We start from the raw sequence: 14,379 nt of genomic DNA on the forward strand, positions 1-14,379 counted from the left end.
GGCCGGTCGGCGATCGCCCGGCCGCGCGCCGCCATGATGGAGTGTGCGCACCGCCCTCACCGCCCTCGTCCTCGCCGTCATGGCCGCGCTCACCGGGTGGTCGGTGGTCGCGTTCGATCTGTTCGGCGATGCCGACGACGAGGCGTTCTTCCGTCGCGAGGGTGCCGCGCCGCTGTTCTGGCTCGTGGTCGTCATCTGGGTGGTCTTCGGAGCGGCGGTCCTCCTGGTGCGGAAGCTGCCGGCCCGATCCGCCGCTGCGCTCATCATCCTCGGATCGGTGGGCCTCGGCGCGGTCGCCATGGCCGGACCGCCGAACACCAGCACCGACTCCGCGCGATACGCGTGGGACGGCATCGTGCAGAACGCGGGCGAGTCGCCCTACCGGTACACGCCGGCCGACCCGGAGCTGCGGGACCTCCGGCCCGACTGGCTCTATCCGAAGACCGTCGTCGGGTCGGACGGCGCCGCCACCTGCGAGGGGAAGCGGATCATGGGCGTCCGCGAGGAGGAGACGCACGAGCCGATGTGCACGGCGCTGAACCGCCCCAAGGTGCCCACCATCTACCCGCCGATGGCCGAGCTGTTCTTCGCGGGCGTGCGCGCGGTCGTCCCGGTGACGGCCGAGTACTGGGCGTTCCAGGCCGCCGGGCTCCTGATGATGACGGCCGTGACGCTGCTCCTCCTCCGCGCGCTGCGGAAGCGCGGCAGGCCCGTGTGGTGGGCCGCGCTCTGGGCGTGGTGCCCGCTCGTGGCGAGCGAGGTGGTCACGAACTCGCACGTCGACGCGCTGGGGGCGCTGCTCGCGCTCGCGGCGTCGCTGCTCGTCGCCGGGGGGATGCGGTGGCGCGGCGGCATCGCGCTCGGAGCGGCCATCGCGACCAAGCTCATCCCGGTGATAGCGGCGCCGGCGCTGCTCCGGAAGCAGCCGTGGAAGGTGATCACCGCGGCCGTCGTCACGTTCGCCCTGCTCTACGTGCCGTACGTGCTCAGCACCGGGATCGCCGTGCTCGGCTACCTGCCCGGCTACCTGCAGGAGGAGGGCTACGACGACGGCGGGCGCTTCCCCCTCATCGAGCTCGTCGTGCCCGGGCAGTACGGGCTCATCGCGGTCGCGCTGATCCTCGCGGTCACCGCCGGCCTCGTCTGGTGGAAGACGGACCCGGCGGATCCGTGGCTCGGCCAGCTCGTGATGATCGGCGTCACGCTCCTCGCGGTCAGCCCGCGCTACCCCTGGTACGCGCTGCTGCTCATCCCGTTCATCGCGATGACCGGCCGCGGCGAATGGTTCGCGGTCGTGGCTGCGCTCGCGCTGCGTCTGTTCGCGCCGGACGCCTGGGCGTGGCAGATCGCGCTCGCGACGGCGCTCGTGATCGTCGTGGCCGGCTCGCTCGTGCGGCTCGGACCGGACGGGCGCGCACGCCTCGCGCCGGCTCGGCTGCGGCGGCGGCTCCACCGGGAGCGCGTGCCGGCGGACGGGCCCGACGCGGGCTGATCAGACCCCGCGCGGGATCCGCACGGACAGGCGCTCGCCCGCGACCGGGCGGAGGACGGCGAAGGACGCGGCGTCGAGCTCGGCGGTGACGTCGCCCGCGAGCGCCGACGGGCCGTGGGGCGCGAGGCGGAGCGTGACGAGGATCCGGCCGGCGACGCCCTCGATGCGCCGGACCACGCCGGTCGCGACGTGGCCGGCGGCGGCCGGCGCAGGCTCGGATGCGCGGTCGCGGTCGCGATCACGGTCGCGGAACAGCCGCACGTCCGCCGGCGCGGCGATCAGCACGGTCGGCCGCCCGTCGGGATCCCGACCCGTCAGCCGGTTCATCCCCACGAGCCGGGCCACGTAGTCCGTCGCGGGCCGGGCGGCGACCTCGGCGGGAGCACCCTCCTGCACCTGGCGTCCGTCCTCGAGCACGTGGATCCGGTCGGCCAGCGCGAGCGCGTCCACCGGATCGTGCGTCACGAGCACCGCCGCGCCGCCGAACCGCAGCAGCTCGTCCGCGAGGAGATCGCGCACGTCGAGCCGCGTGCCCGCGTCGAGGGCCGCCATCGGCTCGTCGAGGAGGAGGAGCGGCGGTTCGAGCACGAGGGCGCGGGCGAGCGCGACCCGCTGCGACTGGCCGCCCGACAGCGCGGCGGGCCGGCGGTCGGCGAGGTGCGCGATCCCGAGCCGGTCGAGGAGCGCGCGCGCCCGGTCGTCGGCGACCGCGCGCGCGACGCCCCGCGCGCGCGGGCCGAACGCGACGTTCTGGAGCGCGGACAGGTGCGGGAAGAGGAGGTGGTCCTGGAAGACGACGCCGATGCCGCGGTGCTCGGCGGGGATCCGCACGGCGCTCTCGCCCGCATCCTCCAGCACCCGCCCGTCCAGTGCGACGCGGCCTTCGGTGAGCGGAGCGAGCCCGGCGAGCGCCCGGAGCAGCGTGGACTTGCCCGCGCCGTTGGGACCGACGACCGCGGTCGTGGATCCGGCCGGCACCGCGAGCGCGACGTCGAGCCGGAACGCGGCGCGCTCCACGACGACGCGCGCGTCCAGCCCGTCGGACGCCGGCCGTGCATCGGCCCTCACGCATGCACCCCCGACGCCCACCGGTCGCGCAGGCTCACCAGCACGACGACCGACACCGCGAGGAGCACGAGGCTCAGCACGACGGCGGCGTCCGGATCCGTCTGCAGCGCCAGGTAGGCCGACAGCGGCACCGTCTGCGTCACGCCGGGGAAGCTGCCCGCGAACGTGAGCGTGGCGCCGAACTCGCCGAGCGCGCGGGCGAAGCACAGCACCGCGCCCGCGCCGATCCCGGGCGCGACGAGCGGCAGCGTCACGCGCCGGAGCACGGTCCAGCGGCTCGCGCCGAGCGTCGCGGCGGCGTCCTCGAATCGGCGGTCGGCCCCGCGGAGGGCCCCCTCCACCGCGAGCACGAGGAACGGCATCGCCACGAAGGTCTCGGCGATCACCACGGCCGGCGTCGTGAACGGGATGGTGATCCCCGTCAGCGCCTCGAGCGGCCCGCCGATCAGCCCGCGGCGCCCGAGCAGGAGCAGGAGCGCCACGCCGCCGATCACGGGCGGCAGCACGAGCGGCACGGTCACGAGCGCACGGAGGATCCGCTGCACCACGGCCGGCCGGCCCGCCGAGCGGGAGAGCACGAACGCGAGCGGCACCCCGAGCACGAGGCTGAGCGCGGTCGCGGCGAGCGCGCTGCCGAGCGAGAGGCCGAGGGCGCGCGCGACGCCGGGATCCGCCAGCCGCTCCCCCAGCGTCGCCCACGGCGCGCGCACCACGAGGGCCGCGAGCGGCAGCACGAGGAACGCGAGAGCGACGCCGGCGGGGATCCAGAGGAGCGCCGGGACGCGGTCGGCGCGCTCGCCCGAGCGGACGCGAGACCGGACGCCGGTGCCGCTGCCCGCGCGCTCAGGGCGCACGGAATCCCGCGGCCTGGAACACGGCGCGGGCGTCGTCGCCGGCCATGTACTCGGCGAACGCGGCGGCGAGCGCGGGCGACGCGGATCCGGCGAGCGGCGCCACGACGCAGTCGGTCGTGGCGTCCACCTCGTCCGGCAGCGGCACGCCCTCGACCTCGTCGCCCGCGGCGCGCACGTCCGTCTCGTAGACGACCGCCGCGTCCACCTCGCCGAGCTCGACGCGGGTGAGGGCGGCGCGCACGTCCTGCTCGAGCGAGTCCGGCTGCGGCGTGATGCCCGCCGCGGCGAACGCCTGCGCCGCCGCGGCCCCGCACGGCACCTCAGGCGCGCAGAGGGCGAGCGTCCGGGCGGGGTCGGCGAAGTCCGCGAGGCCCGCGATGCGGCCGGGATTCCCGGGCGGCACCGCGATCTCGAGCGCGTTTCGGGCGAACACGCGCGGATCAGCGGCCGTCTCCCCCGCATCCACCACCGTCGTCATCGTCGCGTCCGAGGCGGACGCGAACACGTCCGCGGGCGCGCCCTGCACGATCTGCTGCGCGAGCGTCGAGCTGCCGCCGTACGAGACCGTGACGGTCACGCCCGGGTGCACGCTCTCGAAGTCACGGGCGACCTCGTCCATGCTGCCGGTGAGCGACGCCGCGGCCTGCACGACGAGCGTCCCGGCGAGGGAGTCGGGGGCGGGATCGGGGACGCCGGCGGGCGCGGATCCGGCCGCCGCGCACCCGGCGAGCAGCCCGGCCGCGAGCGCACCGACGACTGCCGCGCGCGCGACGGTCGCCCGACGTCGCCGGCGCATCACGCCCGCCCACCCGTCAGCGTCTCGGGCGCGAGCCGCTCGACGCCCACGTTCGTGGCCTTCACGGTCGCGGCGGCGGGAGCACCCACCTCGAGCCCGAGCTCGTCGGCGGCCTCGCGGCTGATGAGCGACACCATCCGGAACGGCCCCGCCTGGATCTCGACCTGCGCCATGACCCCGTCGCGCACGACGCGCGTGACTATGCCCGGCATGCGGTTCCGCGCCGAGGTCGGCGGGCGATCGGCGCCGGATGCGGCCAGCGACCCGTCCGCGGCGAGCTCGATCGCGAGGTGCGCGAGCTGCACGCCGTCGACCTGGATCAGCCGCCCCTCGCCGCGCACGAGGTCGAGCCGGCCGGCGTCGGCCCAGCGGCGGAGCGTGTCGTCGCTCACGCCGATGAGGGCGGCGGCCTCGCTCACGCGGTAGCGGAAGGGTCCGGATGCGGATCCCGCGGCGACGGGCGGCTCGGCATCCGCGGCGCGTTCGGGCGTGCGGTCCCTCTTCTGCGTCATGCGACGATCCTAAGCACCGCAGACGCGGCGCGCGCCCGTCGCCCTCAGCCGCTCCGCGTCGGCCCCGCTCCGGCGCGCGCGTAGCCTGGACGCATGAGCACCTCGCTGGGGATGCCGGCGATGCCGCGTCCCGCCGCCGCTCCGGGCCCCGCCCGGCCCGACGATCCGGCGCTCCTCGACCCCTTCGGCCGGCGCGCGACCGACCTCCGCATCTCGCTCACCGACCGCTGCAACCTGCGCTGCACCTACTGCATGCCGGCCGAGGGACTCCCGTTCACGCCCGACCGGCAGGCGCTGCAGCTCGCCGAGATCGAGCGGCTCGTGCGCATCGGCACGCGCGACCTCGGCGTCCGCCAGGTGCGCTTCACGGGCGGCGAGCCCCTGCTCCGCCGCGACCTCATCGAGATCATCGCCGCGTGCGCCGCGATCCCCGACCGACCCGAGATCTCCCTCACCACCAACGCGATCGGCCTCTCGTCGCGCGCGCAGGCCCTCAAGGACGCGGGGCTCGACCGGATCAACGTGTCGCTCGACTCCGTGCACGCCGAGACGTTCCGGCTCATCACGCGCCGCCCGTTCCTCGACCGCGTGCTCGACGGGATCGACGCCGCAGCTGCTGCGGGGCTCGCGCCCATCAAGATCAACGCGGTGCTCGTGCGCGGCGTCAACGACGACCAGGCGGCGGATCTCCTCGAGTGGGCGGTCGCGGGCGGACACCAGCTGCGCTTCATCGAGCAGATGCCGCTCGACGCCGACCACGCGTGGGACCGCGACGAGATGATCACGGCCGCCGAGATCCGCGCGCGCCTGTCGGAGCGCTTCACGCTCGTGCCCGACGAGGAGCCGCGCGACGGATCCCCCGCCGAGCTCTGGCGCGTGCACTCGCGCGAGGGCGGGGCGGGCACGGCGATGCTCGGCCGCGTGGGCGTCATCGCGAGCGTCACCGAGCCGTTCTGCGCCGACTGCCGCCGCACGCGCCTCACCGCGACGGGCGGCGTGCGCAGCTGCCTCTTCTCGCACACCGAGACCGACCTGCTCGCTCCTCTCCGCTCCGGCGCGTCCGACCAGGAGATCGCCGACCTCTGGCGCGGCGCGATGTGGGCGAAGCCGAAGGGCCACGGCATGGACGACGCCGACTTCATCCAGCCCGCCCGCTCCATGAGCGCGATCGGGGGCTGACGTGATCCTCTCCGTGGAGCTCTTCGCCGCAGCTGCCGCCGCGCTCGGCCGCACGACCGACGAGCTGGAACTGCCGTCCGCAGCTGTGCTCGGCGACCTCATGGACGCGCTCGGCGCCCGTGCCGCCGCGAGCTCGGATCCGGCGAACGCGTCCGCCGTCCTCGCCCGCTGCACCTACCTCGTCGAGGGCGTCGCGACCACGGACCGGGACGCACCCCTCACCGCCGGTAGCGCCGTGGACGTGCTGCCGCCGTTCTCGGGCGGCTGAATCCGACGCGCTCGCACCCGTTGGCAGGGACGCGTCGCAGCGGGAGGGTGGGGCATGCCCGGCGAACCCGACCCCGATCCCACCCGCGTCCGCGACCAGCCCGCGATCCGCATCGGGCGCCGCCGGCAGTGGCTCGTCCCCGCGGGGCTGATGGCGGGGATCACCGTCGGACTGCTCGTCGCGGCGCTCGGGCTGGAGACGGTGATCCCGCTGGCGGGGATCACCGCGACGGCCCTCCTCTACCTCGCCATGCTCGTCGTCGCAGCGGCGGTGAGCACAGCGCGCATCCGGAACCTCGCCTTCGCCTGGCTCATGGGCATCATCGCCGTCGTCGCGCTCGGGTCGCTGCTCCTCCTGCTGCTGTCGGAGCGCACGGGCGCCTGACGGCGGGGCGCCGCTCCCGCCGCTCCCCTGTGCGCGGAGGTCCAGCTCGGCGACGACCGCGGCGACGCGCCGACGGGCAGCGGCATCCAGCCCCGTCGTCGTCCGTGGGCGGGTGCGGGGATCACCGCATCCTGACGCGCGTGGGCGTCAGACGCCGGGCCCGGCGCGCTGACGCGCGCCCGCTCCGTCAGCGCCCGTCGTACGCCGCCTGCAGCTCGGCCACGACGAGCCGGCCCATGCCCATCATCGCGGCCATGGCGCGCGCGGCGCCCTCGGGGTCGGGCCCGCCGATCGTGGACGCCATCGCCTCCGGGACGACCTGCCACCAGAAGCCCCAGCGGTCGCGCACCCAGCCGCAGCGGCCCTCGGTCCCGCCGTCGGCGAAGGCGTCCCAGTAGCGGTCGACCTCCTCCTGGTCCGCGGCCGAGATCGACAGGGACACCGCCTCGGTCGCCTGCATGCCCGGGCCGCCGTTCAGCAGGCGGATCCCCTGGCCGTCGAGCTCGACGTCGATCACGAGGGCGGTGCCGCGGAGGGCCGGGTCGGGGAAGTCGTCGGGGTAGCGCGAGGTGTCGGTGATCCGCGAGTCGGGGAACAGGTCGACGTAGAACCGGGCCGCCTCCTCGATCTCCTCGCCGAACCAGAGGGTGGGGGTGATGCGCGGCATGGCTGCTCCTCGTGTCGGACGGCGGCATCGACGCGCGCCGGCGTCGCCACGCTAGCCACCGGAGAGCCTGCCGGCCAGAGCCCGACCGACAGCGGATGCGGCGGGCGACTCAGGACGTGCGGCGCCCCGCGAGGACTGCCTCGAGGACGGCAGCGCCGCGATCCGCGTCCGCCACGGTGACCAGCCGCGCTCGACCGCCGCTGAGCCGCACGACGAGGCCGGGCCCGGATCGGGTGACGTACGCCAGCCCACGACCTGAGAGGCGCAGGCCCCAGCCGCCCCACTGCCCCGGCGAGACGTCCTCCCACCCGGCCGACTCGATGCGGGCGAGCGGGACGCGCATGATCGGGATCCGCGTCCACGCCGACACGACGCGGAACCCGCGCCGGTCGACCGTGACGTCGACGCGGGCGAGAGCGAGCACGGCGACGCCGGCCACGACCAGCGGGATGCCGGTGAGCGCGGCGGTGCCGGCGTCCCCCGCCGACGCGCTGGCCGCGGCGACGAACCCGAGCACCACGACGGCCGCGCCGATGCCCGCGAACCATCCGCTGCCGGTGCGCCCGCGCCAGGCCACGCGGGCCGTGGCGGGGATCTCGAGCGGCGCCACGTCGTGCGCGGGGACGGGTCCGGCGGCGCGGACCAGGACGGCCACGGGGATCCCGGCCGCCACTGCTCCCACCCCGAGGAGCACGACGCTCCACGCGACGGGGAAGGTGCCGTCGCCGACGGCGGCGGACGCCGCGATCGCGATCCATCCCGCGGAGAGGATGCCCGTCACGAGGTTCGCGACGAGGAGCACCGTGGCCGCCGTGCGCCGGTCCCGTGCCCGCAGGGCGGCGACGGCCAGCGCCACGGACACGACCGCGAGGCCCAGCGCGACCGCGAGCATCACCCAGGGCGAGCCCCATCCGTCGGGCGTCCCGTCGGCGGCGAAGTGGACGGCTATGCGGGCGGGCAGCTCCGGCGCGAGCAGGACGGCCGCGACGCCGAGCGCAAGGGCGATGACCGCCGCCGGGGCGACCACCGCCACGCGCGCGCCGGTCGGCAGGGGCGAGGGTGCTGTGGTGGTCATCGTGCTCCCTTGATCATGGTGAGGAGGTCGTCGAGCGGCACCTCGAGGGTGTCCGCCTGGTCGCGCAGCTCCTCGACGAGCGTCCGCAGGCGGTCGAAGGACGCGTTGCCCGAGCGGATCACCGTCGCGCCGCGGCCTCGACGCAGCTCGATCAGCCCGTCCGCCTTGAGGCTCGCGTACGCGCGGAGCACCGTGTGCATGTTCACCTCGACGGAGGCGGCGAGGTCGCGCGCCGACGGCAGCCGCTCCCCGCTCGCGAGCTCGCCGCGCGCTATCGCGTAGCGGATCTGCGTGGCCACCTGCTCGGCGAGCGAGGCCTTCGCCGCAGGATCCACCGTGATGAGCATGTTCGCATTCTATGCGAACAATCTCCCTCAGAGCGAGGGGCGGGTCACGCCGACTCGCGCACCACCAGCTGGTGCCGCACCGTGCGGATCACCTCGGGGCCGGAGCGCGGCAGGTCGCCCGCGATCATCGCGACCGCGAGGTCGAGCGCGTGGCGGGCGAGCTCGTCGAGGTCGACCGCGAGCGTCGTGAGGGTCGGCGCGAGCAGGCGGCCGAGCGAGAGGCCGTCGATGCCGACCACGCGCACGTCGCCCGGCACGTCGACGCCCGCGCGACGGCAGGCGGAGAGCACGCCGAGGGCGCACACGTCGTTGAAGGCGACGATCGCGTCGGCCGTGCGCGGGCGGGCGACGACGCGCTCGGTCGCGACGGCGGCGGCCTCCGCCGTGGGCGCGGATGCGCGGACGACGGACACCTCCATCGACCGCGCCTCGAACGCGCGCACGAGCAGGGCGGCGCGGGGGCTGGGGCCCGCAGCGACCGCGGCGTCGAGCACGACCGGGTGCCGCACGCCGACCGCGTCGAGGTGGTCGGCGAGGGCGTCGATCGCCTCCGAGGGATCCAGCTGCACGGCGGCGCGCAGGGGGTCGCCGCGCGGATCCAGCTCGACGACCGGCACCGAGCCGAGCCGCGCGATCCACTCGGCGGCGCGCGATCCGAGGGTCCCGATCACGGCGTCGGTCTGCGCGCCGAGGGCTTCGACCATGCGGTCGGAGTCGGCGGCGAGGCCCACGTCGGCGAGCGACACGTTCCAGCCTCGTGCCGCCGCGATGCGCACGACCGCGGCCGCGAGCTCGGGCGACCACGGGTTCCGCAGGTCGTCGACCACGAGGCCGAGCTGGTGGTCCCCGCCCGTCACGAGCCCGCGCCCGAACCGCGACGGGCGGTACGCGAGCTGATCCGCGGCGTCGAGCACGCGCCGCTTCGTCTCCTCGCTGATGCCCGGCATGCCGTTCATCGCGCGCGTCACGGTCTGGCGGGAGACCCCGGCGGCGGCCGCGACGTCGTGGATCGTGGCGCGGCCGGCCGCCTCCCGGCCGGCCGCGCCCGACCCGCTCAGCCGCGCAGGTCCAGCCACGCCACCTGCTCCGGGGTGAGCTCGATCGACAGGCCGCGCATCGAGGAGCGGACCTCCGTGATGGTGCGCGGGCCGAACAGCGGGAAGGTCGGGAACGGCTGCGCGAGCACGTAGGCGAGCGCGATCGCCGTGGCCTGCACGCCGTGCTGGGCGGCGAGCTCCTCGGCGCGGCGGAGGCGCTCGAAGTTGTCGTCGCCGTAGTAGCAGCGCACGAGCTCCGGGTCGCTCAGGTCGTCGGGACGGGCGCGGCCCGTGAAGAAGCCGCGGGCCTGCGACGACCACGGCAGCAGCGGGATCTGCCGCTCCTCGAGCCAGGCCTTGGAGGCCGGATCCGTGACGTGCACGCATCCCGCCCACGGCACGTCGTACGCCTCGGCCAGGCCGAAGTGGTCGCTCAGCGCCTGGAACCCGGCCCGGCCGTTCGCCTTCGCGTAGGCCTGCGCCTCGTCGAAGCGCTCGGGCGTCCAGTTGGAGACGCCGTAGGAGCGGATCCGCCCGGCGCGCTGGTGCTCGTCCATCACGTCGACGAACTCCCCCACCGGCACCTCGAGGTTGTCGCGGTGCATGAGGTAGATGTCGGCGTAGTCGGTGCCCTGGCGCTCGAGGCTCTCCAGCAGCTGGCTCGTGAGCGACTCGGGATCGCAGTGCGGGGTGTGGGCGCCCTTGGTGATCACGACGACGTCCTCGCGGATGCCGCGGTTCCGGATCCACGTGCCCAGGCGGCCCTCGAGCACGCCGCCGCCGTAGATGTAGCCGGTGTCGAAGGCGTTGCCGCCCTGCTCGACGAAGTGGTCGAAGATCGCGGAGGCGTGCGCGAGGTCGGGCTGGTTGTCGACGCCCATGACGAGACGCGACATGCGCTTGCCGACTCCGGGGATCTCGCCGTAGAGCATCGGGCTGTCGTCGCGGACCGCGAGGGGCCGGCCGGAGACGGTGGGGATGTCCGCGTCCTCCGACTCGAACGGGTAGCGGAGCTGGAGCGCGGCGCGCCACCGGTCGAGCGTGCGGGCCGTGGCGAGCGTCTCGTCGAGCGTCATCTGGGCGGCCTCGCCGAGACCCGCCGCGAGCGCGTCGGTCGTGGCGTCGGCCTCGATCGCGTACGGCTTCGCGCCCGCGAAGGTGAGCGTGCGCGGCTCCTCGCCGACGACGGAGACCTCGATGGTGGGCGTGTCGCCGAGGGTCCACGGGTCGCTGAGGTGGATGCGGCCCTTCGAGCCGTGGATAGTGAGCGCCTGCGGCTCGTCGAGCGCGACGCCCGTGCGGAGGGTCGCGGTGATGCCCTGCTGCCCGGCGCCGCCGCGGTAGGTCGCGCGCGCGACGGACCACTCGTCGACGCCGGTCGGGCCGACCGTTCCGTCCACCTCCAGGGTGAGCGGCTCGGCGACGGCGATCCCGGTCGCGGCCTGCACCACGGCGGCCGCGGCGGTGACCGTGTAGCCGCCGACGTCGAGGATCCCGCCGCCCGCGGTCGCGGTGTCGTAGAGGCGCCCGGTGCGGGATCCGGTGCGGAAGGAGAAGGACGCGTCGACGTGGGCGACGTCGCCGATCACGCCCTCGCGCAGCAGGTCGAGGAGCGCCGCGGTCTGCGGGTGGAAGCGGTACATGTACGCCTCGACGAGCGGGACGCCCGCCGTGCGGGCCGCGTCGACGAGCGCCATCGCGGTGCCGTGGTTGACGGCGAGCGGCTTCTCGCAGAGGACGGCCTTGCCGGCCTCGAGCGCGCGGATGACGAGGTCGGCGTGGCCGGTGTGCACGGTGGAGATGTAGACGGCGTCGACGGCCGGATCCGCGAGGACGGCGTCGTAGTCGGCGCCCGTGACGTCGGCGAAGCCGTGGTCGGCCGCCTCCGCCGCGAAGGCGCCGGCGCGCTCGACGCTCGAGCTGCCGGCGGCGACGAGGCGGGCGGCGCGCTCGCTCGCGGGGAGCTGGGAGAGGAAGCGGCGGGCGATGCTGCCCGGGCCGAGGACCGCCCAGCCGGGTGCGGTCGTGGTGGTCGGGGTGGGATCGGTCATGGTGGAGCCCTTCGCGGCGTCATCGGCGTGAACGTTCACGACGACGCTACGGGCGGGGATCCGGTCACGTCAAGAGCGGCCGACCATCGGGCACGTGAACGTTCACGGTCACCTCATCGACCGTTCCCGCCGGAGATGCCGCCGCCGTCGCGTCACGTTCCGTCACGCGGGCCCCGGATCGCAGCCGGGCTGCCTATCGTCGAGCACACCACGGCCCGCCGGCCGACCCGACCCGCACGACGAAGGAGCGCACCATGCCGCAGCACCCCAAGGGATCCGTCCTCGAGTTCGACCTCCTCGGGACGGGATCCGGCGTCCTCCAGGAGGTGTCCATCGCGGGAAGCGAGCACACCGTCCGCGCCGAGGGCCACCCCGCGTTCGGCGGCACGGACAGCGCGCCCAGCCCGCTCGACCTCGTGCTCTCCGCGTACGTCTCGTGCAACCAGGTGACGGCGACGATCATCGCGCTCGGCCAGGGCATCACCCTCGGCGCCTTCGAGGGCCGCGTGCAGGCCGAGCTCGACAACTCCGTCCTCGTCTTCGGCGCCGAGGGCGACGGCACGTTCCAGCGCCTGACCCTCACGGTCGACCTCGAGACCGAGCTCGACGACGCCGCCTTCGACGCGTTCGTCGCCGAGGTCGCGCGCCGCTGCCCGCTCACGCAGCTCTTCGAGCGGGCCGGGGTGCAGATCACGAACGCCTGGACGAACCGGGCGCTCGCGCGGGTCTGATCACCCCACCGGAGACGGCCTGCGGCGGAGGCGTCCGCCGCCGGACCGCGCTGCTCACCGGGCGGCGCGGTCCGCGGCATCGGCCGTACGACCTCCGCCCGCCTCCTCGATCTCGTCGACGAGCCGCCCGAGCAGCCGGGTCAGCTCGGTGCGCTCCCGGGCCGTCCACTCCCCCACGAGCTCGCCGAGGAGCGCGCGGGCCGTGGCGGAGTTCCGGTCGAGCACCCGCTCGGCCTCGGGCGTCGCGCGCACGAGGACGGCGCGACGGTCATCGGGGTCGGGCTCGCGGATCACGAGGCCCCGCTCCTCGAGGCGCCGCACGTGCGCGGTCATCGTCGACTTGTCGACGCCCTGCCAGTCGGCGAGCACGCGCATCCGGGTCGCGCCGCACTCGGCGAGGTGGGCGAGGAGCCACGTGTCGGTGGACGAGAACGCCCCGCCCTCGTCCGCGAGCATCCCGCGGCGCACGTCGGGCCGCGAGGCCCAGCGGGTGATCGCGAGGACCGCCCGCTCCATCGCCGCACCGACGGATGCGCCGTCCTCGCCTGGGAGCTCGCTCACCGTTGGATCCCCGTCCCCTCCGTGCTCGCCGATCGTTGGTATCCTCAAACCATATCGTCCGTACCCGGACGGAACGCACGCCCCGCACGATCCGAGAGGAAGCACCCCATGTCCACCCCGAGCACCGACCCCCGCGCGCACGCCGTCCCGGCCACGCCCCGCGAGGTGATCGCGAGCTACACCGAGTACGCCGACGCGCAGGCCGCCGTCGACACGCTGTCCGACAAGGAGTTCCCGGTCGCCTCGACGCAGATCGTGGGCCACGACGTCCGCACCGTCGAGACCGTCACCGGCCGGGTCACAAACGGCAGCGCCGCTGTGCGCGGAGCCGCGGGCGGCGCCTGGTTCGGACTCATGCTCGGCGTGCTGTTCGGGATCTTCACCCCCGGCGTCGCGTTCCTCGGCGTCCTCCTCGTAGCCGTCGGCATCGGCGCGCTCTGGGGCGCGCTGTTCGGCTTCGTCGGCCACTACGCCACGCGTGGCAAGCGCGACTTCGCCTCGATCCAGACGCTGACCGCCGGCCGCTACGACGTGCTGGTCGACAGCGCGCGGGCCGCCGAGGCGTCGCGGATCCTGTTCGACACGACGGGCGCGCCGCGCGCCTGACCCGACGCATCACCCCGACGCGGACGGGCGGCCCAGCCGCCCGTCCGCGTCGTCATGTCCGGGGTGCGACCTGCGGGGCCTCGAGCGTGAGCCACTCCTCGTCGATGCGGTAGCCGAGCGCCGCGCCGGCCGCGATGATGGCCGCGTTCTCGCTCGATCCGCCGGTGCGGAACGACGTCACGCCCGCCCCGAGGAGCGCCAGCACGCAGGCCGCCTTCACGGCCGCGCCGAGGCCGCGACCGCGGTGGGCGGCCTCGACGACCGTCACGTCGGTCTCCGCGGCGCGGCCCGTGGGATCCAGGTCGACGAACGTCATCGCGAGGAGCGCACCCGCGACGTCGAAGGCGCCGTAGCCGCGGCGGCCGGGCGCCGGGACGCGGGCCGAGACCGGCGTGAGACCAGCGTGCCGCGTGGCGGGGCCGCCCGGGTAGTCGTCGAGCGTGGCGGCGTCGAGCGCGAGGATCCGCGGGACGTCCTCCGGGGCGAGCTCCCGGAGCACCGCGTCCGGGCCGACGCGGTCGATGAGCGCCCGCAACCTGGCCGGATCCGCGTCGGCCGCGTCGAGCTGCGCGCCCCACGACCGGGCGTTCACGATCCAGCCCTCCTCCCGGAGGCGGGCGACCCGCGGGTCGTCGGATCGGGCGATGACGGGCTCAGCGCTCATCCCGCGAGCCTGGCATGGCACGGCCGCCCAGGACAGGCAGCCGACCCGCGCCGCCGACCGCAGCACGGAGAGCCACGGGATGCTGCG

The 14,379-nt window shown here is 75.3% G+C and carries 17 protein-coding genes; 6 read left to right on the forward strand and 11 right to left on the reverse strand.

Features of this window, described 5'->3' with window-relative positions; genetic code table 11:
* The first annotated feature begins 43 nt into the window (after positions 1–43).
* Positions 44–1,492, forward strand: coding sequence for a glycosyltransferase family 87 protein (locus FGD68_RS14020; protein ID WP_237609581.1), 1,449 nt, complete (start codon positions 44–46; stop codon positions 1,490–1,492).
* On the opposite strand, the gene FGD68_RS14025 is transcribed toward FGD68_RS14020, so the two are convergent.
* Genes FGD68_RS14025 through FGD68_RS14040 form a run of 4 tightly spaced genes read right to left on the reverse strand, consistent with a single transcriptional unit; the run spans position 1,493 to position 4,722 of the window.
* Entirely contained in the window at positions 1,493–2,560 is a 1,068-nt protein-coding gene (locus tag FGD68_RS14025; RefSeq protein ID WP_237609582.1) for an ABC transporter ATP-binding protein, read from the reverse strand.
* Entirely contained in the window at positions 2,557–3,414 is an 858-nt protein-coding gene (locus tag FGD68_RS14030; protein WP_237609583.1) for an ABC transporter permease, read from the reverse strand. The genes FGD68_RS14025 and FGD68_RS14030 overlap by 4 nt, the downstream gene beginning before the upstream one ends.
* Positions 3,404–4,210, reverse strand: coding sequence for a molybdate ABC transporter substrate-binding protein (gene modA / locus FGD68_RS14035; RefSeq protein WP_237609584.1), 807 nt, complete (start codon positions 4,208–4,210; stop codon positions 3,404–3,406). The genes FGD68_RS14030 and modA overlap by 11 nt, the downstream gene beginning before the upstream one ends.
* Positions 4,210–4,722, reverse strand: coding sequence for a TOBE domain-containing protein (locus FGD68_RS14040; protein ID WP_119373381.1), 513 nt, complete (start codon positions 4,720–4,722; stop codon positions 4,210–4,212). The genes modA and FGD68_RS14040 overlap by 1 nt, the downstream gene beginning before the upstream one ends.
* A gap of 93 nt (positions 4,723–4,815) precedes the next feature.
* Here FGD68_RS14040 and moaA point away from each other — a divergent pair, with 93 nt between their 5' ends.
* From moaA to FGD68_RS14055, 3 genes are read left to right on the forward strand one after another with little or no spacing between them, the layout of a single operon-like run.
* Entirely contained in the window at positions 4,816–5,901 is a 1,086-nt protein-coding gene (gene moaA, locus FGD68_RS14045) for a GTP 3',8-cyclase MoaA (RefSeq protein ID WP_390611053.1), read from the forward strand.
* A gap of 1 nt (position 5,902) precedes the next feature.
* Complete coding sequence (locus FGD68_RS14050) at positions 5,903–6,169, forward strand: MoaD/ThiS family protein (RefSeq protein ID WP_119373382.1); 267 nt, start codon at positions 5,903–5,905, stop codon at positions 6,167–6,169.
* 54 nt (positions 6,170–6,223) lie between these two features.
* Positions 6,224–6,553: a hypothetical protein gene (locus FGD68_RS14055; RefSeq protein WP_119373383.1), complete on the forward strand. Its 330-nt coding sequence runs from the start codon at positions 6,224–6,226 to the stop codon at positions 6,551–6,553.
* Positions 6,554–6,740: 187 nt separating this feature from the next.
* Here FGD68_RS14055 and FGD68_RS14060 read toward each other — a convergent pair whose 3' ends face one another.
* The 5 genes from FGD68_RS14060 to FGD68_RS14080 all read right to left on the reverse strand — a co-directional run bounded on the left by FGD68_RS14060 (position 6,741) and on the right by FGD68_RS14080 (position 11,730).
* Positions 6,741–7,220: a VOC family protein gene (locus FGD68_RS14060; RefSeq protein WP_119373384.1), complete on the reverse strand. Its 480-nt coding sequence runs from the start codon at positions 7,218–7,220 to the stop codon at positions 6,741–6,743.
* A 109-nt stretch (positions 7,221–7,329) separates the two neighbouring features.
* Positions 7,330–8,295, reverse strand: coding sequence for a DUF1648 domain-containing protein (locus FGD68_RS14065; protein WP_119373385.1), 966 nt, complete (start codon positions 8,293–8,295; stop codon positions 7,330–7,332).
* Complete coding sequence (locus tag FGD68_RS14070; protein ID WP_119373386.1) at positions 8,292–8,642, reverse strand: GntR family transcriptional regulator; 351 nt, start codon at positions 8,640–8,642, stop codon at positions 8,292–8,294. Before FGD68_RS14070 ends, FGD68_RS14065 begins: the two co-directional genes overlap by 4 nt.
* A gap of 44 nt (positions 8,643–8,686) precedes the next feature.
* Complete coding sequence (locus FGD68_RS14075) at positions 8,687–9,718, reverse strand: LacI family DNA-binding transcriptional regulator (RefSeq protein ID WP_237609585.1); 1,032 nt, start codon at positions 9,716–9,718, stop codon at positions 8,687–8,689.
* Complete coding sequence (locus FGD68_RS14080) at positions 9,697–11,730, reverse strand: aldo/keto reductase (protein ID WP_119372383.1); 2,034 nt, start codon at positions 11,728–11,730, stop codon at positions 9,697–9,699. Before FGD68_RS14080 ends, FGD68_RS14075 begins: the two co-directional genes overlap by 22 nt.
* Before the next feature lie 254 nt (positions 11,731–11,984).
* On the opposite strand from FGD68_RS14080, the gene FGD68_RS14085 reads away from it, so the two are divergent.
* The gene (locus tag FGD68_RS14085; RefSeq protein WP_119372380.1) at positions 11,985–12,461 is read left to right on the forward strand and encodes an OsmC family protein; all 477 of its coding nucleotides are present in this window, start codon (positions 11,985–11,987) and stop codon (positions 12,459–12,461) included.
* A gap of 54 nt (positions 12,462–12,515) precedes the next feature.
* Here the strand turns inward: FGD68_RS14085 and FGD68_RS14090 are convergent, their stop codons facing one another.
* A complete protein-coding gene (locus tag FGD68_RS14090) occupies positions 12,516–13,022 on the reverse strand; it encodes a MarR family winged helix-turn-helix transcriptional regulator (RefSeq protein ID WP_119372379.1) in 507 nt (168 codons plus the stop codon).
* A 108-nt stretch (positions 13,023–13,130) separates the two neighbouring features.
* Between FGD68_RS14090 and FGD68_RS14095 the strand changes: the two genes are divergently transcribed.
* The gene (locus FGD68_RS14095) at positions 13,131–13,628 is read left to right on the forward strand and encodes a general stress protein (protein WP_104235009.1); all 498 of its coding nucleotides are present in this window, start codon (positions 13,131–13,133) and stop codon (positions 13,626–13,628) included.
* Positions 13,629–13,680: 52 nt separating this feature from the next.
* Here FGD68_RS14095 and FGD68_RS14100 read toward each other — a convergent pair whose 3' ends face one another.
* A complete protein-coding gene (locus tag FGD68_RS14100) occupies positions 13,681–14,292 on the reverse strand; it encodes a GNAT family N-acetyltransferase (RefSeq protein ID WP_119372378.1) in 612 nt (203 codons plus the stop codon).
* Positions 14,293–14,379 lie beyond the last annotated feature (87 nt).

Source organism: Clavibacter californiensis, from assembly GCF_021952865.1.
Taxonomy (GTDB): domain Bacteria; phylum Actinomycetota; class Actinomycetes; order Actinomycetales; family Microbacteriaceae; genus Clavibacter; species Clavibacter californiensis.